Source organism: Kitasatospora sp. MMS16-BH015 (genome assembly GCF_002943525.1).
GTDB lineage: Bacteria > Actinomycetota > Actinomycetes > Streptomycetales > Streptomycetaceae > Kitasatospora.
The window spans coordinates 80,608-104,859 of sequence record NZ_CP025394.1 but is presented as its reverse complement, the minus strand read 5'-3'; the positions used below and the strand labels follow the sequence as shown (position 1 = coordinate 104,859).

Genomic DNA, 24,252 nt, shown 5'->3' with positions numbered 1-24,252 from the left:
CACCGGCCCGCTGACAGGGCCCACCGACATCCACCCACCGACAGCGGCCCGCAGACTGCGGCCACCGCCCCCGCACCCCAGAGGAGCATTCCGTGAGCACTCTCGCCACCTTCCGTCTCGACGGCGCCCGCGCCCTGGTCACCGGGGCCTCCAGAGGCATCGGTCAGGCCGTGGCCCTCGCCCTGGCCGAGGCCGGGGCCGAGCTCGCGCTGTCGGCGCGCTCCGCCGAGGCGCTCAAGGGCACCGCCGAGCTGGCCGTCGAGCACGGCCGGACGGTGGTGCTGGTCCCCGGTGACCTGTCGACCACCGCCGTGGCGGGCCAAGTGGTCGACCAGGCGGCCGAGGCGTTGGGCGGGCTCGACGTGGTGGTGCACACGGCCGGCATCCTCCCCGCCGAGCCCGACGGCACCCCCACCATGCTGCCCCTGCAGTACCTCCCGCAGCCCGCCTGGGACGAGGTGGTGGCGGTCAACCTCAATGCCACGGCCGCGCTCTGCCGCCAGGCATTCCCGTACCTGGCCGCCTCCGCCCGGCCGAGCCTGCTGCTGGTCTCCTCGGTGGCCGGGGTGGTCGGCGCGCCGATGATGGAGGCGTACGCGGCGACCAAGGCGGCCCAGATCTCCCTGGTCCGCAGTCTGGCCACCGGCTGGGCCCGGCACGGCATCCGGGTCAACGCGCTCTGCCCGGGCTGGACGCGGACGGACATGACCTCCTTCGCCTACGACAACGGCCCGGTGAGCGACTGGCTGACCGCCCACGTCCCGCTCGGCCGCTGGGCCAGGCCCGAGGAGATGGCCCCGGCCGCCCTGTTCCTCAGCTCCCCGGCTGCGGGCTACCTCACCGGTCAGGCCCTGCTGGTGGACGGCGGCCTCTCCACCCCCGACGGCGGCCTCGCCGGCACCCCCAAACCCCCGTCCCCCTTCGCCGCTCTCGCCTGACGCTCCTTCAGTCGGCGCGCTTTTCTCCGAGGCGCCGGCCACCACTTCCGCCACCAGCCCCGCCCGTCCCCGCGAACGGAGGTCACCCGTCATGGACACCCCACCCCACACCGCCGCCAGAGGGGGTCGCACCGCCGTCATCCGCGGGCTCGGCGCGAGCCTTCCGCCCGAGGTGGTCAGCAACGAGGAGGTCATCGCACGAGGCGGGTTGGACACCACCGACGAGTGGGTGCGCAGCCGGACGGGCATCCGGCGCCGCCGCCGGGCGGCGCCCGGGGTGAGCACCGGCGAGCTGGCCGTGGCCGCCGCGTCGGCGGCGCTCCGGTCGGCGCCGGGCCACCGCCCCGACCTCCTGCTGCTCGCCACCACCACCCCCGACCGCCGCTGCCCGGCCACCGCACCCGAGGTGGCGCACCGGCTCGGCCTGGGCCCGATCCCGGCCTTCGACCTGTCGGCGGTCTGCTCCGGCTTCCTGTACGGGCTGATCACGGCCGCCGCGCTGGTCCGGGCCGGGGTGGCGGCCGCACCGCTGGTGGTCGCGGCGGAGAAGTACTCCACCATCATCGACCCGTCCGACCGGGACACTGCCGCGCTGTTCGGCGACGGTGCCGGTGCCGTGCTGCTCACGGCCGGCGATCCGGACGGCCCGGGGGCGGTCCGGCAGGTCGACTGGGGCAGCGACGGCGGTGCGGCCGACCTGATCGCGATCGCCTCGGGCGGGGCCCGCGCCCCCTACCCGGCACCGGCACCTGCCCCGTCCGGGCCCCGGTTCACCACCCTGGCGGCCGGCGTCGCGGCGGCCAGGGAGAGCCCGCCGCCCCGGGTGGAGCGGTACTTCCGGATGCACGGGCGGCAGGTGTACGCCCAGGCCGTGCTGCGGATGACCGAGTCGGCCCGGTCCGTGCTGGGCGCCACCGGGTGGCCGGGGAGCGAGGTGGAGGTGTTCGTCGGACACCAGGCCAACCAGCGGATCCTCGATGCCGTGGCCGATCGGCTGGCCCTTCGGGAGGCGGCGAGGTTCGGCAACATCGGCGAGGTCGGCAACACGGCCGGGGCCTCGATCCCGTTGGTGCTGGCCGAGATCGCTGAGGCGGGCGCGGCCCGGCCAGGGGCCCGCACCCTGCTGACCGCCTTCGGCGGCGGCCTGACCTGGGCCTCCGTCACCCTCAACTGGCCGGACACCACCGGTCACACCCTCATCCCGCACCCGCGACCGCCCGCCGACTGACCGCCCGCCGACTGACGGTCCGCCGACTGACGGCTCGTCGGCTCGGCCCCGAGAAGGACTACTGCCCCGAGTCCCGCACCACACCCGAAGGAGTCAGCCCCATGAGCACGAACACCGACTGCACCAGCCACACCGACACCGACACCGACACCGACACCGACACCGACACCGACACCGACACCGACACCGACCACACCGCCCACGCCGACCGCACCGACACCGACCGCACCCCGGTCGACCACCGCGCCGCCGTGCGCGGCCACCTCGTCACCGTGCTGGTTGAGAAGTTCGAGGTGCCGCTCACCGAGGTGAAGCCCGAGGCCACCCTGGACTCGCTCGATCTGGACTCGCTCGCCCGGGTCGAGCTGTTCCTGACCCTGCGTGAACAGTGGAGCATCCCGCTCCCCGAGGAGGACACCGCCGGCGGGCTGACGCTCAATCAGCTGGCCGAGGCCGTGTACGGGCAGATCCCGGCCGCGGCCTGGCAGGAGCCGGAGTGACCACCCCGGCGGAGTCCGGACGGCGCTGTTCGCCGATCGCCGTCACCGGCCTGGGGCTGGTGACCCCGGCCGGGGTCGGGGTCGGGCCGAGCTGGCGCGGGGTGCTCGCCGGGCAGTCGGCCGCCGCGTGCGACCCCGCGCTGGAGGGTCTGCCGGTCGGGCTCTCCTGCCGGGTGCCCGACTACGACCCGCGCGCCGCCGCGCCCGGCAAGCGGGTCTGGCAGCTCGACCGGAGCACCCAGTTCGCGCTCACCGCCGCCCGTGAGGCGATCGCCGACGCCGGGTTCGAGCCGGCGGAGGCAGCGGTGCCGGGACCAGCCGGTCCGGGAGCAGCCGGTCCGGGCGTCGGCTGGGACGGCGCCCGGGTGGCGGTGGTGCTCGGTTCGGCGGCCGGGGGAGTGGGCCGGTACGAGGAGCAGTCCGCCGTGCTGCGGAAGTCCGGTCCGGCGGCGGTCTCCGCCACCACGCTGCCCGGCTTCCTGCCGAACATGGCGGCGGGCCGGTTGGCGATCGACCTCGGGGTGCGCGGCCCGGTGCTGCACACGGCCACGGCCTGTGCCTCCGGGGCGACGGCGGTGCAGCTCGGGGCGCTGCTGCTCCAGGCGGGCCTCTGCGACGTGGTGGTGGCCGGTGGTACGGACGCGATGATCACCCCGCTCTGCGTGGCCGGCTTCCATCAGCTCGGCGCGCTGTCGCGGGCCGAGGACCCGGCGGTGGCCTCCCGGCCGTTCGACGCCGAGCGGGACGGGTTCGTGATCGGGGAGGGGGCAGGGGTCCTGGTGCTGGAGCGGCAGGCGGACGCGCTGGCCCGGGCCGCCCCGGTGCACGCGCTGCTGGTGGGCCACGGCACCGCCACCGACGCGTACGACCCGGTCGCGCCCCACCCGGCCGGGCGCGGTCTGGGCGAGGCCACCGCTCGGGCGCTGGCCGCCGCCGGGGCGGACGCCGCCGAGGTCGACCACGTCAACACCCACGGCACCAGCACCCCGACCGGAGACCGGGCCGAGGCAGGTCTGCTGCGGCGGCTGTTCGAGCGGTCCGGGCCCTCCGTCACCTCGGTGAAGGGCGTGCTCGGCCACACCATGGGCGCGGCGGGGGCGATCGAGGCGGTGCTGACCGTCCTCACCGTCGAGCACGGCCTCGCCCCGCCGACCGCCGGCCTGCGCCGTCCCGCCCCGGAGGCGGCCGGGCTCGACCTGGTGACGGGCACCGCGCGGCGCCGGCCGGTCCGCCTGGCGCTCAGCAACTCGGCGGGTTTCGGCGGCCACAACGCCGTCCTCGCCTTCGCCCCGCTCTGACCGCCTGCGGCAGAAGGCCGCTGACGGCGGCTGACGGCAGCTGAAGGCGGCACACGGAGGTGCCCCCGACCCGGCACGCTGCCGAGTCGGGGGCACCCACACACAAGCTGACCTGGGGTCAGCCCTCGATCCGGTGCTGCGACCAGAAGGAGGTGAGGTCGGTGGAGCTGACGGCCTGCGCGGCCGCCTTGAACTCGGCGGTGGTGGAGACGCCGTACCAGTGGGCCTGCGCGTAGTCCTTGAGCAGCTTGGCCATCGCGGTGTCGCCGAGCTGCCGCTGGAGGTCGTGCAGGGCGCACTTCCCGTAGCCGTAGATCACGGTGGAGTAGCGGTTGGAGTTGGCGTCCCAGTAGGCCATCGAGTTGGTGATCTTCTCGGCGGAGGAGGCCCAGGAGACGCTGTTCCAGCAGCCCGAGCCGGTGCTGCCCAGGGCGAGGTCGGTGGCGTAGTCGGTGAACGCCTCGTCCAGCCAGGGCCCGTTGTACTCGTCGTCACCGACGATGCCGTACCACCACTGGTGGCCGATCTCGTGGGTGAGGGCCGTGGTGGAGACCAGGTCGAGGACGAACCCCGGGTACTCCATGCCGCCGAACCAGAAGTTGTTGTCGATCACCGCGTCCAGCTCGCCGTACGGGTAGGCGCCGAACCGGGCCGCGTGCGCGTCCACCGCGGACTTCGCGGTGGTGAGCATCGACTGGGCGTTGGCGGCGCTGATCCCGCTGACGGAGTAGACGTTGACGGCCACGCCGGCCGGCGAAGTCCCGGAGATCTTGCTGAACGGACCGGCCGCCCAGGCGAAGTCGCGGACCTTGCCCGCGGTGGCGTGGGTGACGGTGCGGCCCGAGGTGCCGGGCGAGTCCACCGAGGTGCCGGTGGCCGGGACGAGCAGGCTGGTCGGGTGGTCCAGGGTGACGTCGAAGTCCGCCGCCAGCGAGTAGAACGCCTCGCCGTTGTTGGTGTACGGGTCGAGGTGCCAGCCCGAGCCGTCGCGGATGGCGAGCACCGGCAGGGCGTTGCCGATGAAGCTGAAGGCGCCGTCCTGGCCGAAGCGGTCGGCCCCGCTCGGCACCTTGATGCCCAGGTCGAAGCCGACGGTGGCGCTCTGACCCTGGTTCAGCGGGGTGGCCAGCGAGATCTTGAGCGCTGTGCAGGCCACCGAGAGCGCCGCCGGGGTGCCGCCGGTCACGTTGGTGACGGTGATCGGGGTGGTCGGGCAGCTGCCGTGCCAGTTGTCCCAGAGCCGCAGGTAGACCTCGGTGAGCGGGGTGGCGGAGGCGTTGGTGTAGCTCACGCTCTCGTGGCCGTTCCAGACCGCGCCGGTGCTGTCGCTGCTCAGGCTGACGGTGTACCGGCCCGGGGTGGGCGTGCGGACGGTGTCGGTGGGAGGCGGGGGAGTACCGCCGCCGGAGGTGTTGAGCGCGAGGTCGTCCAGCACGAAGCTGGTCTGGAGGCTGCTGTCCTCGACCCCGGAGAAGGCCAGGCTGACGGTCTGCCCGATGAACGAGGAGACGTCGAAGGTCTTCTGCACGTAACCGGTGGCCGCGTCGACGTTGCTGTAGGTGGCCAGCGTGGTGCTGCCGATCTTCGCGGTCAGCTTGTCGTAGGCGGTGGAGCCGGTCTCGGCGGTGTCGACGTGCAGCCAGAAGGTCAGCGTGGCGGTGGTGCAGCCGCCGGGTATGGTGACGCTCTGCGCGAGCGAGTCGGTGTGGCTGGAGCCGTAGCCGTCCAGCCAGGCGAAGGAGCTGCCCGAGTGGGCGCTCTGCCCCGAGGCGGAGCCGATCACCCCGCTGGAGCCGGTCCAGCCCGTGCTGCCGCTCTCGAAGCCGGGGTTGGCGAGCACCTGCGTGGGGGTGCAGGTGGCCGCCGCGGCCTTGGCCGCGTGCGCGGCGGAGGCGCCCTGGGAGCCGACCGCGCCGGCCGGCTGGACGCCGAGCGCGCCGGTCAGCCCGACGGCCGCGAACAGCGCGGTGCCGGTGACCAGCGTGAGTCCTCTTCTGACAAGGGTCCTACTCATGGTTCCTCTGGTTCCTCCGGGTTGGCTGGAGCACCGGACGGCCGGTGGGGCGGCCGCAGAGAGGCGCTCCCACCCCTGAGACCAGGAGGAAGCCTGACAGTAAAATCCCGGTATTGAAAGAGTCATGACATAAAACCGCCACGGGCTGACTTATCGTCAACCACACGGCTCCCCAGCGTGAACGGAGACGGAAACGACCCGGCACCGCCGGTGGGCGGTGCCGAGTCGAGGTGAGGGTGCGGGTGAGGGAACGGTGTGGCCGCGGTGTGTGGCCGCGGAGGCCGGGATCAGCGGATGCGGCGGATCCAGAGGAAGCTGAAGCCGACCAGCAGGGCGGCGAGCAGCAGGCTGAGGCCGGTCTCGGCCCAGAGCATCGGCCAGTGGGCGGTGGGTGGTTGGTACTGGGTGTAGGCCTGGACCACGTCCGGGTGGGTGTGGCAGGCGTCGGTGGTGCAGAGGATGCGGCCGTCCGGGAGGGTGTCGATCCAGTCGCTGGGCAGCGGCAGGTGGGTACCGTCCGAACTGATCAGGCCGGTCTCGAGGTTGAGGGACTCCAGCGGGACGTGGGTGCCCAGGTGGCCGCCGCCCATGATGACCGTGTGCGGGTCGCCCGGGTCGAGGCCCATTCGGGCCGGGATCACCGAGGTCCTCGCCGGGGTGAGCAGGAAGCGCAGGGCGTCGATCGCCAGTCGCAGCACCAGCATCAGCACCGCCGTCACCGCCATCGAGGCGACCACCCGCCGGGTCACCAGCCCGACCGCCGCGCCGAGTGCCACCCCGAGCAGGCTGAAGCCCACCACGGCCGGGCCCTCGGTGCTGCGGCTCAGCCAGGTGAACCAGTGGTAGTACCCGGGGACGGCGAACCGCCCCTCGATCACGTTCACCCACCAGGTGGAGACCACCGCGAGCAGCGTGGAGCCCAGCAGGGTGACGGCCAGCGGCACGCCGAGCCGGGCGGCCAGCCAGCGCCGTCGGGAGACGGACTGCGTCCAGGCCAGTCGGTAGGTGCCGGTCTCGAACTCGCGGGCCAGCAGCGGTGCGCCGAGGAAGAGCCCGAGGGCCGGCGGCAGCGCGAACAGGACCCAGCCGGTGATCTCCACCGCCGGTTGCCAGAGCGGGTCGAGGGATTCGGCGAGTTGCGAGCCACGCCCCTCGCACTCGGGCGGAAAGTAGACGACGTTGCAGCCCTCGAGATGGTTCACCGTCACGTAGTGCTGGATCACGCCGCCGAGGAACAGCAGCCAGGCGCAGACCGCCAGCAGCAGCCCCCCGCCGATCAGGAAGGCGGTGCGCTCCTGCCGGGCGCTGAGCCAGGCGGTGCCGCGCAGCCCAAAGCGCCGTCCGAAGCGCGGCCCGGCCTGGTCCGGCCGGTCGAAGGTGGTCGCGGCCATCAGGCGGCCACCTCCGCGTGCGCGGCGCGGACGCCGGGGGTGGCCTCGGGCAGCAGGTACGGCGCGGCCTCGGGCGCGCGCAGGTAGCCGAGCAGCAGGTCCTCCAGGGTCGGTACGGTGGCGTCCAGCGCCGGGTCGAGCGGGCCCGAGGGGCGTAGCAGCGCGGTGAGCTGACGGCCGGTGCGGCGCAGCTCGACCAGGTCGTGCCCGGCCAGCCCGGGCGGGGTGTGGGTGCCTTCGTGGGCGCCGACCACCAGGCGGTGCGCCTCGCGCAGCTCGTCCACGTCGCCGGCCAGGCGCACCCGCCCGTCGCCGAGCAGCAGCACGAAGTCGCAGACGCCGTCGAGTTCGGCCAGCACGTGGGAGGAGATCAGCACGGTGGTGCCGTGCTCGGCGGCCTCGGCCATCAGCAGTCCGGTGAGCTCCTGGCGGGCCACCGGGTCGACGTCGGAGAGGGGTTCGTCGAGCAGCAGCAGGTCGGGTCGCTTGCCGAGGGCCAGGGCGAGCGCGACCCGGGTGCGCTGACCGCCGGTCAGCGAGCCGATCTTCGCGCCGGGGGCCAGGCCGCCGAGCCGGACGATCCGTTCGGCCGTCTCCTGGCACCAGCCCGGGTTGAGCTCGTGGCCGACCCGCAGGGTGTCGGCCACGCTGAGCCGGGGGTAGAGCGGCTTGTCCTGGGCGAGGAAGGCGACCCGGCGCCGGGCCTCGGCTCCGGTGGCGGCCCCGCCGAAGACGGTGACCGTGCCGGTGGCGGGGGTCAGCAGGCCGGTGGCCAGGCCGAGCAGGGTGCTCTTGCCCGCGCCGTTGGGCCCGACCAGCCCGCAGATCCGCCCGGCGGGCAGCCGGAAGTCGCAGTCGCGCAGGGCCCAGCCCTTGCGGTACCTGAGCCCCAGGCCGGTGGCCGTCAGTGCGGGTGCTCCGTCCGTCTCGCGGTGGGAGACGGGCTCGGCTGTCTCGGCTGTGCCGGCCGACGGTGCGGCGGGGGGTGGTGGCTGGTGGCTCACCCGGGCTCCTCGGGGGTGGTGCTGGCAGGTCGGGCTGGTCAGGACTCGGAGGTGCGCGCGGGTGGCGGACCGGCGAAGCCGGCATCCAGGGCCGTGGTGACCAGGGCCGCCACGTCCTCGCGGTCGAGCCCGGCCTCCCGGGCCCGCCGCACCCAGGCGGCGAGCTCGGTGTGCAGGGCGGAGTCCGCCACCGTCTCCGGCTTGGCCAGGGAGCGGCGCACGAAGGTGCCGACCCCCCGGCGGCTGTCGACCAGCCCCTCCCGCTCCAGCTCGCGGTAGGCCTTGAGCACGGTGTTGGGGTTGATCGCGGTCGCCTCCACCACCTCCCGCGCGGTGGGCAGTTGGTCGCCCGGGCGCAGCACGCCGAGGCGGAGCGCCCGCTTGGTCTGCTCCACGATCTGGAGGTACGGGGAGAGCCCGCTGTGCCGGTCGATGAGGTACTCGACCACCTGGACCGCCATTCCACTAGTTATCTAGGGAAATCCTGCCCAGCCACCCGCCTCCGCGTCAAGACCGGTCTTGACAAGGGATTCCGAGCCGTGATCACCATTCCACTAGTTAACTAGTGGAATGGTGATCAGATGATCGACAGGCTGGTGGAGGCCTCGCCGCAGGAGCACCCCGGTCCGGTGCGGGCGGCCCGGCGGATGAGCGGGCCGCAACTCGGCTGGGCCGTGGCCGGGCTGTTCTTCGCGCTCTACGCGCTGCTCTCGGTCAGCCGGCACCAGCGGATGCTCAGCGCCGCCTTCGACCTGGGCATCTTCGAGCAGGCCGTCCGTGCCTACGCCCACGGGCAGGCGCCGATCGTGCCGCTCAAGGGCCCCGGTTACGACCTGCTGGGCGATCACTTCCACCCCGTCCTCGCCCTGCTCGCCCCCGCGTACCGGCTCTTCCCCACCCCGGTCACCCTGCTGCTGGCCCAGGCCGCGCTGATGGCGCTGGCCTGTCTGCCCGTCACCCGCTGGGCCCACCGCACTGCCGGGCCGGTCGGCGGCCTGGTGCTGGGCCTCGCCTTCGGCAGCTCCTGGGGCATCGTCTCGGCGGTCTCCTTCGACTTCCACGAGATCTGCTTCGCCGTCCCGCTGCTGGCCTTCGCCGCCGAGGCGCTGGCCGCCCGGCGGTGGCGGGCGGCCGTGCTCTGGGCGCTGCCGCTGGTGCTGGTCAAGGAGGACCTCGGCCTGACCGTCGCCGCCCTCGGCGGCTACCTGCTGCTAAGGAGCCGGTCCGGTTCGGGCCGCTGGAGCCGAGGCCCGAAGGGGCAGCCGGGCGGGGCGGACGGGCGGGAGGGTGGATCGGACGGGCAGGCCGAGGGCCCCGACGGGCAGCGACGGTTGCGGCGGCTCGGGCTGGCCGTGCTGGTGTGCGGGCTCGGTGCGACCGTGGTGGAGATGGCGGTACTGCTGCCCCTGGCCAACCCGCACGGGGTCTTCGACTACTGGCACCAGCTGCCCGGCGCCGGGAGCGGCGCCGGGGCCGGCGGGCGCGGGGAGGACGGTGGGCTGCCGGTGGGCCGAGCCCTCGGCCTGCTGGTCAGGTTCGGCTGGCCGCCGGTGAAGTGGCTGCTCCTGCTGATGCTGGCCGCGCCGGTCGCCTTCGTCGGGCTGCGCTCACCCTTGCTGCTGCTCTGCGCGCCCACCCTGGCCTGGCGGCTGCTCGCCGACAACGAGCACTACTGGCAGCCCGGTTACCACTACAGCGCGATCCTGATGCCGATCCTCTTCGGCGCCCTGCTGGACAGCCTCGACCGGCACCCGCAACTGCGCTCACCCCGCACGCTGCGCCGGGTGCTCACCGCCTGCGCGGCCTTCGCGGCCGTCACCACGCTGGTCTACCCGATGCGGGAGCTCGCGCTGCCGAGCAGTTGGCAGCAGTCCGCGCACGTGCGGACGGCGCACCGGCTGCTGGCCGTGGTGCCGGACGGCGCCACCGTCGCCGCCACCAACCGGCTGGCGCCGATCCTGGTGGCCCGGGCCGAGGTGAGCCTGGTCTGCCAGGAGCCCGGCCCGCGCTCGGCCACCCCGCCGGCCTGGGTGGTGGCCGACGACACCGACCCCACGGTCAAGACCCCCTGCGCCGAGGCCGTGACGGCCGCCGCACTGGCGGCCTACCGGGGGCTCGGCTATCTGACGGTGGCCCAGGAGGACGGGATCACCGTCCTCCACCGTCCCTGACGCGGGGGCGGCCGTTCAGATCAGCTTCGCGCGGACGGCCTCCGCACCCGGGTGGCGGGCGGCCTCCAGGACGTGCAGCGCGCGAGTCCAGGCCTCGCGGGCCTGCTCGGGCCGGTCGGCGGCCCGGTGGGTGTCGCCGAGCTGTTCGAGGGTCGAGCCGAGTCCGGCCTGGTCGCCCAACCGGGTGCGGAGCAGGACGGCTTCGTCGAACCGCTCGACCGCCCGGTCGAACTCACCCGCCCCGAGGTGCGCCCGGCCGAGCCCGTCCAGCAGGGCGGCGTCCACGTAGGCGGACTGTGCCTGGCGGGAGAGTGCCAGGGCGGGGAGGTAGCACTCGATCGCATCCTGATGGCGCCCCAGCTTGTGGTACGCGTACCCGAGGTTGTTCATCGCCGCCGCCAGCACGCCGGGCCGGACCTCCCCGCGCCGGGTGGCGAAGGCGTGCTCGTAGGCGGCTATCGCCTCCTCGTAGCGCTCCAGGCAGTGCAGCGAGGAGGCGTAGTGGATCATCGTGGTGAAGTGGGTGTAGTCGCTGGTGCCGTCCTCGGCGAGCTCGTACGCCTCCCGGGCCTTGACCAGCGACTCCTCCAGCCGCCCGGCCAGGCGGTCGGCGCTGCTCAGCCCGACCAGCATCCGGGCCTGGGCGACACGGTCGCCCAGCTGGCGGGCCGCGCGCAGGCCGACCGTGTCGCAGGCCTCCAAGTCGTCCCAGTACCCGGTCTGGCTGAAGATGTGGAACAGCTCGGCGCCCAGCCGCCAGGCGATGACCGGTTCGGGCTGGGCCCCTGCCAGGGTCGCGGCGGCCGTGAAGTTGGGGCGCTCCTGCCGGGCCCAGGCGATCGCGGCGGCCCGGTCGGCCTGGGTCGGCAGGGCGGCGGGCGCCGGGAACACGGTGAGGTCGGGCCGCACGCGCTGGTCGTTGAACCAGTCGGCCGCCGCCGTGACGGCGTGCAGGTACCAGGAGGCCAGCCGCTCGCCCGCGGCCCAGCGGTCCTGCTGCGCCTCCTCGGCCTCGGCGCACTCGCCCGCGTACGCGCGCAGCAGGTCGTGCAGGCGGTAGCGCCCCATCGCGGGGCTGTCCAGCAGATGGGCGTCGACCAGCGCCTCCAGTGCCCGATCGGCCTCGTCCACCGAGCAGCCGAGCAGGGCGGCGGCGGCCTCCAGGGCGAGATCGGCGCCGCCCCAGAGCCCGAGCAGGCGGAAGGCCCGGGCGGCGGCGCGGTCGGCGGGCGCGGTGGAGGAGTTCAGCGTGTCGTAGCTGACCCGGAAGCTGGCCCGGACCGCCGCGTCCTCGATGGCGAGCTCGTCCAGCGGACGGGCGCCGGCCAGCCGGTCGGCGAGCGAGCTCAGCGACCAGGCCGGGCGGGAGGCCAGCCGGGCCCCGGCGATCCGGATCGCCAGCGGCAGGCCCGCGCACTGGTCGAGGATCCGGGAGGCGGCGACGAGCTCGGCCGCCACCCGCTCGGCGCCGACCAGGGTGGTGAACAGCTCCAGCGCCTCGGCGGGGGAGAACACGTCCAGGTCGAGGCGGGCGGCGCCGGCCAGGGTGGCGAGCCGGGAGCGGCTGGTGATCAGCACCCCGCAGCCGGGCGTGCCGGGCAGCAGCGGGCGGACCTGAGCCGCGTCCTTGGCGTCGTCGAGCACCAGCAGCACCCGGCGTCCGGCCAGCGTGCTGCGGTAGAGCGCGGCCCGGGCCTCGGGCTGGGGCGGCACCTGCTGGGGCGGCACGCCGAGTTCGCGGAGCAGGTCGGTGAGCACCTCGCCCGGGTCGCGCGGGTTGGTCGCGCCGCGCAGCTCCACGTAGAGCTGGCCGTCGGGGAAGTCCGCCAGGCAGCGGTGGGCCACGTGCACGGCCAGGGTGCTCTTGCCGATGCCGCCCATGCCCGCGATGGTCGAGATCACCACCATGCCCGGCCGGTGGCCGCCGACCATCTGCTCGGTCAGATCGGCCAGCGCCTGGCTCCGGCCGGTGAAGTCGGCCACGTCGTACGGGAGCAGCCGGGGCACCACCCGGGCCGGTTCGGTGGTCGCCGCCGGAGCATCAGCGGTGGTGGTGGTCGGGGCGCGGAGGGCGGCCACCAGCTGCTCGCGGCTCGCGTCGTCCAGCCCGAGGGCGGCGGCCAGCCGGCTCACCGAGGAGATCCTCGGCGTGCGGCGTCCGGCCTCCAGCACGCTGATCGCGTGCATCGAGACCCCCGAACGCTCGGCCAGGTCCTCCTGCGTCCACCCGGCCTTCAACCGGAAATCCCGCAGCAGCGCCCCGAAACCCACAGTCACCCACACTCCCCACACACAATCCACCGAACTGCTGAGGGCGGACATGTCAAGGTGGCCCACCCTGCACGAACGCCCCCGCCAGTGACCCTAGCGGGTCGGGCGGGTCCCAAACACCATGCCAACGCCAACCCAACGCCATGGAGGCGGGCCCGGTGATCAAGGAAGATATTCATCAAGCGACGGGGCCCGTTGCGGACGAAAGTCCGACGGGGGCGGGCCTCGTCACCAGCGTTCCCCGACGGGGACGTTCCCTGGGGCGGTCGGACGGGCAGCCTCAGGAGCGAGGGGAACGACGCGAATCGGGGGATCCTGGCCTGGGGTCTCCCGGCTTCGCGTACCCGCACGCAGCTGCGGCCGGCCGGCTCGCCGGGGCCTGGCCGGTCCGCAGCGCCGTGAGGGCGCGGCTCAGGGGCGGTCGACGCGGACGAGCGCGTCGACCGCCTCCGCGCTTCCGTTCTCCCCGCCGGCCGCGGTCCCACGGCCGGTCCCCGAGCCGGCCACCGGGCGGTGCAGGCGTTCGGCGCGGACGGTGTGCAGGCCGAGACCGGCCAGATCGTCGAGCAGGTCCTGCGGGGAGTAGAGCACGGCCGGGTCCTGCGGGCCGCCCACGCCCTCGGTCGGGTTGGTGCTGTCGTGGCCGGTCACCAGGAGCGTCCCGCCCGGGGCGAGCGCCTCGGCCGCCCGGCGCAGCACGCCCCGGCGCTGTGCCGCCGGCAGGTGCAGGTAGGCGATCAGGACGAGGTCGTAGCCGCCCGGCGTCGGCCGGTAGTCCAGCAGGTCGGCCCGCAGGACGGTCAGCCGCTCGGTCACCTCCGCCGCCTCGGCCAGCTGCCTGGCCCGGTCGACGGCCACCTCGGAGAAGTCCACGGCCGTCACCCGCCAGCCGCGCCCGGCCAGCCAGAGCGCGTTGCGCCCCTCACCGGAGGCGAGGTCCAGCGCCCGCCCGGCCGCCAGCGCGCCGAGCTCCCGCACCACCCACCGGTTCGGCTCCGCGCCCCACATCGAGGCCGCCACCGCGTACCGGGCGTCCCAGGCCTGACTGTCCAACGGGAGCCTCCCGGAAAACACGAAAGGCAAGGAACGAAAACCACTCCTTGCCACTATCAAGATATAGCGTACGGGGGGCCTTGCGGCAAGGCCCCGGTGGTGGCGCAGAATCGTCGGTCTCGACCGGAAACCACCGAGGTACCAGGGGATTTGTATGACCGACGCCAGCAGTGGAGCAGTCGAAGCCGTGGACGTGGTGATCGCCGGAGGCGGGCCCACCGGATTGATGCTCGCCGCCGAACTGCGGCTGCACGGTGTGCGAACCGTCGTGCTGGAGAAATTGCCGGAGCCAAGCGGCCAGTCCCGGGGGCTCGGCATCCACGTGCGCAGCGTGGAGATGATGGACCAGCGCGGCCTGCTCGGCCGCTTCCGGGCCGCCGGTGAGCCGTTCAGCGTCGGCGGCCCCTTCGCCGGGGTGGCGAAGCCGTGGCCCGAGGAGCTGGACACCGGTCACCCGTACGGGCTGGCCGTGCCGCAGACCGTCACCGAGCGGCTGCTCGCCGAGCGCGCCGAGGAGCTCGGCGCCGAGCTGCGGCGCGGCTGCGAGGTGACCGGCCTGCGCCAGGACGAGGCGGGCGTGGAGGTGGAGCTGGCCGACGGCTCCCGGCTGCGCGCCCGCTACCTGGTCGGCTGCGACGGCGGCCGCAGCACCGTGCGGAAGCTGATCGGGGTCGCCTTCCCCGGGGAGCCCAGCCGGGTGGAGACGCTGATGGGCGAGGTGGAGCTGACCGCCGACCCGGCCGAGGTGGCCGCCGTGGTGGCCGAGGTGCGCAAGACCCAGCTGCGGTTCGGCACCATGCCGGTCGGCGAGGGCGTGCACCGGGTGATCGTGCCCGCCGAGGGCGTGACCGAGGACCGCAGCACCCCGCCGACCCTGGAGGAGCTCAAGGACCGCCTGCGCGCGGTGGCCGGCACCGACTTCGGCGCCCACTCGCCCCGCTGGCTCTCCCGCTTCGGCGACGCCACCCGCCAGGCCGAGCGCTACCGGGTGGGCCGGGTGCTGCTCGCGGGCGACGCCGCCCACATCCACCCACCCACCGGCGGCCAGGGCCTCAACCTCGGCGTGCAGGACGCCTTCAACCTCGGCTGGAAGCTCGCCGCCGCCGTGGCCGGCTGGGCCCCCGCCGACCTGCTCGACAGCTACGAGGCCGAACGCCACCCGGTCGGCACCCGCGTCCTGCTCAACACCCGGGCCCAGATCGCGCTGCTCGGCACCGACCCGGGCGCGGTCGCGCTGCGCGCGCTGGTCGGCGAGCTGATGGACCTCCCCGAGGTCAACCGGCACATCACCGAGATGATCACGGCCGTGGGCGTCCGCTACGACCTCGGCTCCGAGCAGGAGCTGGTCGGGCGGCGGCTGCGCGACCTGCCGCTCAAGCAGGGGCAGCTCTACTCGCTGATGCACGGCGGGCGGGGTCTGCTGCTGGACGCCACCGGCGTCCTTTCGGCGGCGGGTTGGGCCGACCGGGTGGACCGGGTGGAGGTCCTGGCGGCGGAGGTGCCGGCCCCGGCGCTGCTGCTGCGGCCGGACGGGCACGTGGCGTGGATCGGGACCGAACAGGCGGGGTTGGCCGGGGCGCTGGAGCGGTGGTTCGGCCAGGCGGCCGACTGACGCGCTGGCGGGGGCGGGGGTGGGTGCGGTTGGCTGGGCGTCCCGAGGTGACGGCAGCTGACGGTGTGGAAGGTGACGCGATGGTCCGGGTGGAGAAGAACGGCGCGGTCTGGACGGTGGTGCTGGACCGGCCGGAGGCGCGGAACGCGGTGGACGGGCCGACGGCCGCCGCGCTGGTGGCTGCCTTCGAGGAGTTCGAGGTCGAGGAGTCGGCCGCGGTGGCCGTGCTCTGGGGCGCGGGCGGCGTTTTCTGCGCCGGGGCCGACCTCAAGGCGGTGGGCACCGAGCGCGGCAACCGCCTCTCCGCTGAGGGTCCCGGCCCGATGGGGCCGACCCGGCTGCGGCTGACCAAGCCGGTGATCGCGGCCGTCGCGGGCCACGCCGTCGCGGGCGGGCTGGAGTTGGCGCTCTGGTGCGACCTGCGGGTGGCGGCGGCGGACGCCGTCTTCGGCGTCTTCTGCCGCCGCTGGGGCGTCCCCCTGATCGACGGCGGTACCGTCCGCCTGCCCCGCCTGATCGGGGAGAGCCACGCGATGGACCTCATCCTCACCGGCCGCCCGGTCGACGCCACCGAGGCCCACCGCATCGGCCTGGCCAACCGCCTCGTCCCGGCGGGCGAGGAACGCGCCGCCGCCGAGGCCCTGGCCGCCCAGCTCGCGGCCTTCCCTCAGACCACCCTCCGCCACGACCGCCTCTCGGCCCGCGAACAGCACGGCCTCCCCGAGTCCGCCGCCCTGGCCAACGAATGGCAGCACGGCACCCACGGCCTGGCCGCCGACACCCTGGCCGGTGCGGCCCGCTTCACCGCCGGCCAGGGCCGCCACGGCAGCTTCGCGGACTGACGAGGTGAGGGCGGGAGGCGGAGCCGTGGCCACGGGCTACTGGAACCACAACGTTCACTACCACCGAGTGGTGCTCGACGCCGTGCCGGCCGATTGCCGGACGGCCCTGGACGTGGGGTGCGGGGACGGCGGACTGGCGAGCGAGCTGGCCCGGCTGGTCGGATCGGTCACCGGGGTGGACCGTTCGGGCGAGATGATCCGCCTGGCCCGGGAGCGGCGGCCGGCGCGGGTCGCCTTCGTCCAGGCCGACTTCCTCGTCGAAGGCTCGGTCGACCATCTCGCCCCGGAGTCCTACGAGTTCGTCACTGCGGTGGCAGTGGTCCACCACGTCGGGTTCGAACGGGCGGTCAGAGCCATGGTGAGGCTGCTCGCACCCGGAGGCCGACTGGTGATCATCGGTCTGGCCCGCAACCGGACTCCGCTGGACTGGGTCGTGAGCGGAGCCGGCCTGCCGGTTGCCCGGATCCGGGCGCGGCTGCACGGAGGAAAGACCGCTCCCGCCGGGATGCCCGTCCGACCGCCGGACCTGGCCTGGGGCGAGGCCCGCCGGGAGGCCCGGCGACTGCTGCCCGGCTGCCGCTACCGCCGACGGTTGCTGTGGCGCTACTCGGTCGTCTGGGACAAGCCCGCCGCGTCGGAAAACCCGGTGCGGGGTGGACGGGAGGGTCCCTAGACTCGGCGGGCGCCACCCGGTCGGGGTGGGCGAACCGTGAGGACACAGGAGAGGGAGGGACGGCCATGCGTGGGTCTGCCGCTGTCGTCGTTCCTGCCTCGTCGCGGTACGAGGTGATCCTGGTGTCCTCTTCCGTCCGGTCCCGGCTGCGCGCCCGGTACCGGAGGTCTCTGACGCTCGCCTGAGTCCGGGCCCCCGTGAGTGGGGGCGGTGCGGCGGCGTCGGGGGTGCATCGCGCCGACTCCGCTTCACCGGCTCGACGACGAGAGGCCCAAGGCCGTGCGTACCACCACGGAGATCAGACACGTCAACTCCCTTGCTGCCGTGCGGAACCTGGGCATCCTGGCCCACGTGGACGCGGGCAAGACCACCGTGACGGAACGCGTGCTCCACCTGACCGGGGCGATCCACCGGCGGGGCGAGGTGCACGAGGGCACCACCGTCACCGACTTCGACTCGCAGGAACGGGACCGGGGGATCACCATCTTCGCCGCCGCCGTCAGCTGCGACTGGCGGGGGCACCGGATCAACCTGATCGACACCCCCGGGCACGTGGACTTCGCCGACGAGGTCGAGCGTTCGCTGCGGGTGCTTGACGGGGCCGTGGCGGTCTTCGACGCCGTGGCCGGCGTCGAGCCGCAGAGCGAATCGGTCTGGCGGCAGGCCGACCGGCACGGGGTGCCGAGGATCGCGTTCGTCAACAAACTCGACCGGGCCGGGGCGGAGTTGGACTCCGCCGTGGCCTCCATCCGGGACCGGCTGCGCACCGTGCCGCTGGTGGTGCAGCTGCCGATCGGGCGGGAGGAGGGCTTCCTCGGCGTCGTCGACCTGGTGACGCTGCGCGCGCTGGTCTGGGTGGGCGAGGAGGCGGCGCTCGAAGTACGTGAGATCCCTGAGGAGTTGAGGGCAGAGACCGAGAGGCGCCGCCGCGTACTGGAGGAGGCGGTGGCCGAGCTGCACCCGGCCGCGCTGGAGGAGTACTGCGCGCGGGGCGGGCTCACCGAGGAGACGCTGCGGCAGGCGCTGCGCGAACTCACCCACAGCGGTGCGGGGGTGGTGGTGCTCTGCGGCGCCGCGTACAAGAACCGCGGCATCGAGCCGCTGCTCGACGCGGCGGTGGCGTACCTGCCCTCGCCGGTCGACGTGCCGCCGGTGGCAGGCACGCACCAGGGTGCGGTGGAGCACCGGGCGGCCGATCCGGCCGCGCCGTTCGCCGCGCTGGCGTTCAAGTCGGTGGCCACCGCCACCGGGCGGCTGAGCTATCTGCGGGTCTATGCGGGCACGTTGCGCAAGGGGGACACGGTGCTGGACGCCACGACCGGGCGGACCGAGCGGATCGGGCGGGTGCTGCGCGTGCAGGCCGACCGGCAGCACGAGGTGGAGCAGGCGGTGGCCGGGGACATCGTGGCCGTGATCGGGCTGAAGGCGGCCCGGACCGGGACGACGCTCTGCGCACCGGCCGCCCCGCTGCTGCTCGAACCGCCCACCAGCGCCACACCCGTGGTGTCGGTGGCGGTGGAGGCCGCCCGCAGCACGGACACCGACCGACTGGCCGAGGCACTGGGCCGGTTGGTGGACGAGGACCCCTCGCTCGCGGTGCGCACCGACCCGGAGACCGGGCAGACCGTGCTCTCCGGCATGGGCGAACTGCACCTGGAGGTCGCGGTGGAGAAGATCCGCCGGGACCGGGGCCTGGCCGTGAACGTGGGCCGGCCGCAGGTCGCGTACCGGGAGAGCGTGGAGCAGGGGGTGAGCGGGCTGGTGCACCGGCACGTCAAGCAGGACGGCGGGTCGGGCCAGTGGGCGCACGTGGTCATCGACACCGAGCCGCTGGGCGGACTCGGCACCGAGGGCTTCGAGTTCCGCTCGACCGTGGTCGGCGGCCGGGTGCCGCAGGAGTACGTCCGGGCGGTCGAGGCCGGCTGCCGGGACGCGCTCGCCGAGGGCCCGCTGGGCGGGCACCAGGTGACCGGGCTACGGGTGGTGCTGACGGACGGGGCGACCCACCCGAAGGACTCCTCGGAGCCGGCCTTCCGCACCGCCGGACGGCTCGCCCTGCGCGAGGCGCTCCGGCGCGGCGGCACCCGGCTGCTCGAACCGGTGGTGGAGGTCACCGTCACCGCGCCCGAGGAGACGGTGGGTACGGTGCTCGGCGACCTCGCCGCCCGCCGGGCCCGGGTGACCGGCAACACCACCCGGGGCGGCACCGGCGTGGTCACCGCCACCGTGCCGCTGGCCGAACTCTTCGGCTACGCCACACGGTTGCGCAGTCGTACGCAGGGCCGGGGCACCTTCACGGCCCGGCCGACCGGCTACGCCCCCGCACCGAAGTGACCGGAGGGACCGATCAGGAGGAGGCGTCGAGGGGGAGTTTCGTGGCGAGGCGGCCACGGTAGTGGTCGACCACCACGGCGACCATGATCACCAGACCGGTGATGATCTGCCGTTGGAAGTCCGAAACCCCCAGGAGTAGAAGGCCGTTGGTGAGCACCCCGAGCAGGCAGGCGCCCAGCAGGGTGCCCACCATCGAGCCCTTCCCGCCGGAGAGCGAGGCGCCGCCGATCACCACGGCGGCGATCGCGTTCAATTCGTAGCCGCTGCCCAGGATCGGGCTGGCGATGTTGAGCCGGGCCATGTACGTGACGGCGGCGATGCCCACGGCCAGACCACAGATCACGTACACCGCGACCTTGACCCGGGCCGTGCGGTGGCCGGAGAGACGGACGGCCTCCTCGTTGCCGCCGATGGCGAAGACCAGGCGGCCGAAGACGGTGCGGGTGAGCACCAGGTGGCCGGCCGCCACCATGGCCAGCGCGATCCAGAACAGGGTCGGCACCCCGAGCAGGGTGGAGGTGCCGAACCGGCTGAAGCCGCCGGGGAAGTCGTAGACCGTCTTGGCGTCGGTGTACTGCAGGGCGGCGCCGCGGGCGACGTTGAGCATGCCCAGGGTGACGATGAAGGCGGGCACCCGCCAGCGTTCGGAGACCAGGCCGTTGACCAGCCCGCAGCCCATCCCGACCAGGGCGGCCACTGCCACGGCGAGCGGGACGGCCAAGGCGGTGGGCAGGCCGTGCGCGGTGAGCACCGGGCCGGCCACCACGGCGCTGAGGGCCATCACCGAACCCACCGAGAGGTCGATGCCGCCGACCAGGATGACGAAGGTCATGCCGACGGCCAGCATGGTGTTGAGGGTGATCTCGGTGGCGATGTTGGTCAGGTTGGCCGAGGTGGCGAACTTCGGCGCGGCCAGGGCGAAGACCAGGACCAGGGCGAGCAGGGCGAGGCCGATGCCCGCCTCACCCATCACCTGCCGGGCCAGCGCGGCGGCGGAGCGGGGCGGGCGCGGGCCGGTGGTGGCGGCGGAGGTGCTCATCGGGTGTCGTCCTTCGAGTGCGGAGCGGCGGTGGAGTAGCCGGAGTAGGCGAGGGTGAGCAGGCGGGAGCTGTCGAACTCGGGCCGGGCCACCTCCCCGGCGATCCGGCCGCGGGAGAAGACCAGGATCCGGTCGCAGACGCCCATCAGCTCCGGGAGGTCGGAGGAGACCACCAGAAGGCCCTTGCCCGCCGCCGCGAGGTCGACCAGCTGCTGGTGGATCTCGAACCGGGCGCCGACGTCGATGCCACGGGTCGGCTCGTCGACCACCAGCACCTCGGAGTCGGCCAGCAGCCAGCGGCCGAGCACCACTTTCTGCTGGTTGCCGCCGGAGAGGGTGCGCACCGGCTGCCGGATGCCCGGTGTGCGGACCTGGAGCCGGTCCACGGCCTGGTGGGCCAGCCGCTCCTCCTCGCGGCGGCGCAGCAGGCCGCGCCGGGAGACCAGGTGGGTGGCGCTCAGGGTCAGATTGGCCGTCAGCGGGAGGTCGAGCACCAGGCCCTGGCCCTTGCGGTCCTCGGTGAGCAGGCTGATGCCGTGCCGGACGGCGTCCCGGGGCGAGCGGATCCGCGCGAGTGCGCCCTTGACCAGCACCCGGCCGTCCTCGGCCCGGTCGGCGCCGAACAGCGCGCGGACTGCTTCGGTGCGGCCGGAGCCGACCAGGCCGGCCACCCCCACCACCTCGCCCGCGCGCAGCGCGAAGCTGACCGGATGGCCGCCCGGTGGGCGCAGCTCCTCGACCCGGAGCAGCTCGGCGCCGGGCTCGCCGCCGTGCGGGGCCGGGTACTCCTGGGCCAGGTCCCGGCCGACCATCAGGCGGATCACCTCGGCCGGGTCGGTCTCGGCCAGCGGCTTGGAGGTCACGTAGCCGCCGTTGCGGAAGACCGTCATCCGGTCGCAGAGCTCGAACACCTCGGCCAGGTGGTGTGAGATGTAGAGCACGGCGGTGCCGCGCGCCGCGATCCGGCGCAGCAGCAGGAAGAGGCGCTCCGTCTCGCGCGGGGTCAGGGTGGCCGTCGGCTCGTCCAGGATCAGCACCCGGCAGTCCTGCCAGAGCGTGCGGGCGATCTCCAGGAGTTGCAGTTGGGCGATGCCGAGCCGCTCGGCCTTGGTCCGCGGGTGCACGTCCAGGCCGACTTCGGCCAGCAACTCGGCAGCCCGACGGTCGAGTTCGCGCCGGTCGAGCAGGCCGCGGCGACGCGGCAGGTGCTGGAGGAAGAGGTTCTCGGCGACGGTGAGGTTCGGCAGCAGGTTGAGCTCCTGGTGCACCGCCTGCACCCCGGCGCCGATCGCGTCGGCCGCCGAGCCTGGGTGGTAGGGCTCGCCGCCGAGGGTCATGGTGCCCTCGTCCGGCCGGTGGACCCCGGCCAGTACCCGGACCAAGGTGGACTTGCCGGCGCCGTTCTCGCCGAGCAGGGCGTGGATCTCGCCCGGTCGCAGGCTCAGGCGCACGCCGTCGAGAGCGCGGACACCGGGGAAGCGCTTGGTGATGCCGACCGCCTCGAGCAGCGGACCGGCCTTGCCGGATGGCGAGTTGGTCACGGCGTTCAGCCCAGGTCGGACTTGGTGACGACCTTGAGGTCGGTCTTCACCCAGCCGGTCACGTGCTCCCCGCCGATCTCGCGCATCGCCACGTCGATGCCGTCCCCGGCCTGCTTGCCCGGGTACTGGTCGACGGTGGCCAGCACGGTGCCGTCGGCGAGGTACGGGTGCACGGCGTCCACGTTGTCGAAGGAGACGATCCGGATCCGGCCCTGCTTCTTCGCCGCCGCGATCGCCTTCACCGCGCCGAGCGCCATGTCGTCGTTGGAGGCCATCACGCCCTGCAGGTCCGGGTGGGCGGTGATCAGGTTGGTGGTCACGGTGTACGCCTGGTCGGTCTCCCAGTTGGCCGACTTGGCGTCGAGCACGGTCAACCCGCCCGCCGTGGCGGCAGCTTGGAAGCCGGCCTTGCGCTGCTGCGCGTTGGCCGCACCCGAGATGCCCTCCAGGATCACCACCTTGCCGTTCGGGCCGAGCGCCTTGGCCAGCACCTCGCCGGACTGCTGCGCCCCCGCCGTGTTGTCCGGCCCGACGTAGGGCACGTCCAGACCGGCCGACGAGAGAGCGCCGTCGTCCAGCTTGACGTCGATGTTGACCAGCTTGATCCCGGCCTTGGCGGCCCGGGCCAGCGGCGCGACCAGGGCGCGGGAGTCGGCCGGGGCCACCACCAGGGCGGCGGCCTGGTCGGTGACGCACTTGTTGATCGCCGATATCTGGCCGTCGATGTCGGTCTCGTTCTGGATGCCGCTGGCCGTCAGGGTCAGGTCGCCGCGCTGGGCGGCGTGGGCCTGGGCGCCCTTCTCCATGGTCTGGAAGTACTGGTTGCCCAGCGACTTCATCACCAGGCAGACGGTGGGCTTGCCACCCTGGCCCGAGGCGGCGCTGCTGCCACCGCCCTCCTGGCCGCAGGCCGTGAGGGTGGCGCCCAGCAGGAGGGCGAGGGCGGCGGGGACGAGGGTCTGCTTCACGGGGTGTGCTGCCTTCCGGGTGGGGGTCAGAACGGGACGCCGGCGCGGAGCACCGCGTTGGCGTAGGGGGTGGTCTCGCCGGTGCGGACCACCGCGCGAGCGGTGGTGCTGAGCTGCTTGAGGCGGTCGTGCGAGAGGCGGTCGACGGGGATGCCGCGCGGGCCGAACGCCGCGTCCAGGCCTGCGAGCAGGGCCGGGTCGGCCGCCTCGCGGGCGAGGGTGGCGCGCTCGACCACCAACTCGTCCAGCAGAGTGCCGAGGACGGGGAGGAAGCGGGGTTCGCCGGCGTGCCAGAGCAGGTCCACGCTCTCCACCCCGGGCGGCACCGGGAGGCCGGCGTCGGCCACCACGAGCAGGTCGCCGTGGCCGAGGGAGGCGACGAGCTGGAGCAGCCCGGGGTGCCAGAGGCCCGCGCTACGCACGGGTCACCAACTGGTCGACCTCGGCCAGGGTGGGCAGGGCGGACTGTGCGCCCTGCCGGGTGGCGGCGAGCGCCCCGGCGGCGCAGGCCCGGCGGAGGGCGGCGGGCAGGGGGGTGGACGTGCCCAGAGCCAGCGCGAGTTGGGCGCAGAAGGCATCGCCGGCGCCGACGGTGTCCACGGCCCGGACGGTGAAGCCGGGCTCGGTGAGCAGCCCGTCCGGGCCGGCGGCCACGGCCCCGGCCGCGCCGAGGGTGACCACGACGGTGTCGGGCCCGAGCGACCGGAGCCGGTCGGCTCGCTCGGCCCACTCGGCCGGCCTGGTGTCGGGGGAGGGCGAGGCGTCGAGCAAGCCGGCGGCCTCGGTCTCGTTGACCACCAACACATCGATCTCACCGAGGAGTTCGGCCAGGGCGCGCGGGTCCTCGGGCAGCGGGGCGGCGTTGAGCACGGTGCGGACGCCGGCCGCGCGGGAGCGGCGGGTGGCGGCGTGGACGGTGGACAGCGGGACCTCCAGTTGAAGCAGGACGGCGCCGGGAGGCGGGGTGAGGGCGAGGTCGAGTAGGGGGGCCAGGGTGGCCGGGTCGAGCCGGCCGTTGGCGCCGGGGGAGAGGGTGATGGTGTTCTCGCCGTCCTGCTGGACCACGATCAGGGCCAACCCGCTGGCCGCATCGGGGAGTTCTGCGACGGTGTGGTCCGCCACCCCCTCGGCGGCCAGCCGCTCGCGGAGTTCGGTGCCGTAGGCGTCCGCACCGACGAGACCGACCAGCGTCACGGCCGCGCCGAGCCGGGCGGCGGCCACGGCCTGGTTGGCCCCCTTGCCACCGGCCCCGCGCACCACCTCCGTGCCCCGGACGGTCTCGCCGGGGGCGGGCAGGCGGGGGACGGTGACCGAGAGGTCCATGTTGAGGCTGCCGACCACGACCAGTCGTTCAGTCATCGCTTCGTGCTCCGTG

20 protein-coding genes are annotated in these 24,252 nt (G+C 74.1%); 9 read left to right on the top strand and 11 right to left on the bottom strand.

The window, feature by feature from the left end; translation table 11 throughout:
* Positions 1-92: 92 nt before the first annotated feature.
* The 4 genes from CFP65_RS00505 (at position 93) to CFP65_RS00490 (ending at position 3,964) form a co-directional block, all read left to right on the top strand.
* Positions 93-938, top strand: coding sequence for an SDR family NAD(P)-dependent oxidoreductase (locus CFP65_RS00505; RefSeq protein WP_104814221.1), 846 nt, complete (start codon positions 93-95; stop codon positions 936-938).
* 91 nt (positions 939-1,029) lie between these two features.
* On the top strand, positions 1,030-2,166 hold the full coding sequence (locus CFP65_RS00500; protein ID WP_104814220.1) for a beta-ketoacyl-ACP synthase 3: 1,137 nt from the start codon (positions 1,030-1,032) through the stop codon (positions 2,164-2,166).
* 101 nt (positions 2,167-2,267) lie between these two features.
* Positions 2,268-2,666, top strand: a complete 399-nt coding sequence (locus CFP65_RS00495) for an acyl carrier protein (RefSeq protein WP_104814219.1) — start codon at positions 2,268-2,270, stop codon at positions 2,664-2,666.
* Positions 2,663-3,964 (top strand): beta-ketoacyl synthase, encoded by a 1,302-nt coding sequence (locus CFP65_RS00490; RefSeq protein WP_104814218.1) that lies wholly within the window; start codon positions 2,663-2,665, stop codon positions 3,962-3,964. Before CFP65_RS00495 ends, CFP65_RS00490 begins: the two co-directional genes overlap by 4 nt.
* Positions 3,965-4,082: 118 nt before the next feature.
* On the opposite strand, the gene CFP65_RS00485 is transcribed toward CFP65_RS00490, so the two are convergent.
* The 4 genes from CFP65_RS00485 to CFP65_RS00470 all read right to left on the bottom strand — a co-directional run bounded on the left by CFP65_RS00485 (position 4,083) and on the right by CFP65_RS00470 (position 8,834).
* Entirely contained in the window at positions 4,083-5,978 is a 1,896-nt protein-coding gene (locus CFP65_RS00485) for a M1 family metallopeptidase (RefSeq protein WP_104814217.1), read from the bottom strand.
* Between the two features lie 287 nt (positions 5,979-6,265).
* Positions 6,266-7,369 carry an ABC transporter permease subunit gene (locus CFP65_RS00480; RefSeq protein WP_104814216.1) on the bottom strand — a complete coding sequence of 368 codons (1,104 nt, stop codon included), beginning with the start codon at positions 7,367-7,369 and terminating at the stop codon, positions 6,266-6,268.
* Positions 7,369-8,277, bottom strand: coding sequence for an ATP-binding cassette domain-containing protein (locus CFP65_RS00475; RefSeq protein ID WP_254552794.1), 909 nt, complete (start codon positions 8,275-8,277; stop codon positions 7,369-7,371). Before CFP65_RS00475 ends, CFP65_RS00480 begins: the two co-directional genes overlap by 1 nt.
* Before the next feature lie 134 nt (positions 8,278-8,411).
* Entirely contained in the window at positions 8,412-8,834 is a 423-nt protein-coding gene (locus CFP65_RS00470) for a GntR family transcriptional regulator (protein ID WP_104814214.1), read from the bottom strand.
* Between the two features lie 120 nt (positions 8,835-8,954).
* Between CFP65_RS00470 and CFP65_RS00465 the strand changes: the two genes are divergently transcribed.
* Entirely contained in the window at positions 8,955-10,544 is a 1,590-nt protein-coding gene (locus tag CFP65_RS00465) for a DUF2079 domain-containing protein (protein WP_104814213.1), read from the top strand.
* A gap of 15 nt (positions 10,545-10,559) precedes the next feature.
* Here the strand turns inward: CFP65_RS00465 and CFP65_RS00460 are convergent, their stop codons facing one another.
* Positions 10,560-12,821 (bottom strand): tetratricopeptide repeat protein, encoded by a 2,262-nt coding sequence (locus CFP65_RS00460; protein WP_158701949.1) that lies wholly within the window; start codon positions 12,819-12,821, stop codon positions 10,560-10,562.
* 405 nt (positions 12,822-13,226) lie between these two features.
* Positions 13,227-13,868, bottom strand: a complete 642-nt coding sequence (locus tag CFP65_RS00455; protein WP_158701948.1) for a cyclopropane-fatty-acyl-phospholipid synthase family protein — start codon at positions 13,866-13,868, stop codon at positions 13,227-13,229.
* Positions 13,869-14,022: 154 nt separating this feature from the next.
* Between CFP65_RS00455 and rox the strand changes: the two genes are divergently transcribed.
* From rox to fusA, 4 genes are all read left to right on the top strand, one after another.
* Positions 14,023-15,480 (top strand): rifampin monooxygenase, encoded by a 1,458-nt coding sequence (gene rox / locus CFP65_RS00450; protein ID WP_104814211.1) that lies wholly within the window; start codon positions 14,023-14,025, stop codon positions 15,478-15,480.
* Between the two features lie 80 nt (positions 15,481-15,560).
* Positions 15,561-16,322, top strand: a complete 762-nt coding sequence (locus tag CFP65_RS00445) for a crotonase/enoyl-CoA hydratase family protein (protein ID WP_104814210.1) — start codon at positions 15,561-15,563, stop codon at positions 16,320-16,322.
* A gap of 25 nt (positions 16,323-16,347) precedes the next feature.
* Positions 16,348-16,995 carry a class I SAM-dependent methyltransferase gene (locus CFP65_RS00440; RefSeq protein WP_174805486.1) on the top strand — a complete coding sequence of 216 codons (648 nt, stop codon included), beginning with the start codon at positions 16,348-16,350 and terminating at the stop codon, positions 16,993-16,995.
* Positions 16,996-17,274: 279 nt separating this feature from the next.
* A complete protein-coding gene (gene fusA, locus CFP65_RS00435) occupies positions 17,275-19,329 on the top strand; it encodes an elongation factor G (protein WP_104814208.1) in 2,055 nt (684 codons plus the stop codon).
* 13 nt (positions 19,330-19,342) lie between these two features.
* Here the strand turns inward: fusA and CFP65_RS00430 are convergent, their stop codons facing one another.
* Genes CFP65_RS00430 through CFP65_RS00410 form a run of 5 tightly spaced genes read right to left on the bottom strand, consistent with a single transcriptional unit; the run spans position 19,343 to position 24,236 of the window.
* Positions 19,343-20,368 (bottom strand): ABC transporter permease, encoded by a 1,026-nt coding sequence (locus CFP65_RS00430; RefSeq protein WP_104814207.1) that lies wholly within the window; start codon positions 20,366-20,368, stop codon positions 19,343-19,345.
* Entirely contained in the window at positions 20,365-21,909 is a 1,545-nt protein-coding gene (locus CFP65_RS00425) for a sugar ABC transporter ATP-binding protein (RefSeq protein ID WP_217368116.1), read from the bottom strand. The genes CFP65_RS00430 and CFP65_RS00425 overlap by 4 nt, the downstream gene beginning before the upstream one ends.
* 5 nt (positions 21,910-21,914) lie before the next feature.
* Positions 21,915-22,877 carry a sugar ABC transporter substrate-binding protein gene (locus CFP65_RS00420; protein ID WP_104814206.1) on the bottom strand — a complete coding sequence of 321 codons (963 nt, stop codon included), beginning with the start codon at positions 22,875-22,877 and terminating at the stop codon, positions 21,915-21,917.
* Positions 22,878-22,903: 26 nt separating this feature from the next.
* Positions 22,904-23,299, bottom strand: coding sequence for a D-ribose pyranase (rbsD, locus tag CFP65_RS00415; protein ID WP_104814205.1), 396 nt, complete (start codon positions 23,297-23,299; stop codon positions 22,904-22,906).
* Complete coding sequence (locus tag CFP65_RS00410) at positions 23,292-24,236, bottom strand: ribokinase (RefSeq protein WP_174805485.1); 945 nt, start codon at positions 24,234-24,236, stop codon at positions 23,292-23,294. The genes rbsD and CFP65_RS00410 overlap by 8 nt, the downstream gene beginning before the upstream one ends.
* Positions 24,237-24,252: the final 16 nt, after the last annotated feature.

Coding starts and splice junctions, on each gene's coding strand:
- CFP65_RS00500 (WP_104814220.1), top strand. CDS start 1,030: ATGGACACCCCACCCCACACCGCCGCCAGAGGGGGTCGCACCGCCGTC.
- CFP65_RS00495 (WP_104814219.1), top strand. CDS start 2,268: ATGAGCACGAACACCGACTGCACCAGCCACACCGACACCGACACCGAC.
- CFP65_RS00485 (WP_104814217.1), bottom strand. CDS start 5,978: ATGAGTAGGACCCTTGTCAGAAGAGGACTCACGCTGGTCACCGGCACC.
- CFP65_RS00480 (WP_104814216.1), bottom strand. CDS start 7,369: ATGGCCGCGACCACCTTCGACCGGCCGGACCAGGCCGGGCCGCGCTTC.
- CFP65_RS00470 (WP_104814214.1), bottom strand. CDS start 8,834: ATGGCGGTCCAGGTGGTCGAGTACCTCATCGACCGGCACAGCGGGCTC.
- CFP65_RS00465 (WP_104814213.1), top strand. CDS start 8,955: ATGATCGACAGGCTGGTGGAGGCCTCGCCGCAGGAGCACCCCGGTCCG.
- rox (WP_104814211.1), top strand. CDS start 14,023: ATGACCGACGCCAGCAGTGGAGCAGTCGAAGCCGTGGACGTGGTGATC.
- CFP65_RS00445 (WP_104814210.1), top strand. CDS start 15,561: ATGGTCCGGGTGGAGAAGAACGGCGCGGTCTGGACGGTGGTGCTGGAC.
- CFP65_RS00430 (WP_104814207.1), bottom strand. CDS start 20,368: ATGAGCACCTCCGCCGCCACCACCGGCCCGCGCCCGCCCCGCTCCGCC.
- CFP65_RS00410 (WP_174805485.1), bottom strand. CDS start 24,236: ATGACTGAACGACTGGTCGTGGTCGGCAGCCTCAACATGGACCTCTCG.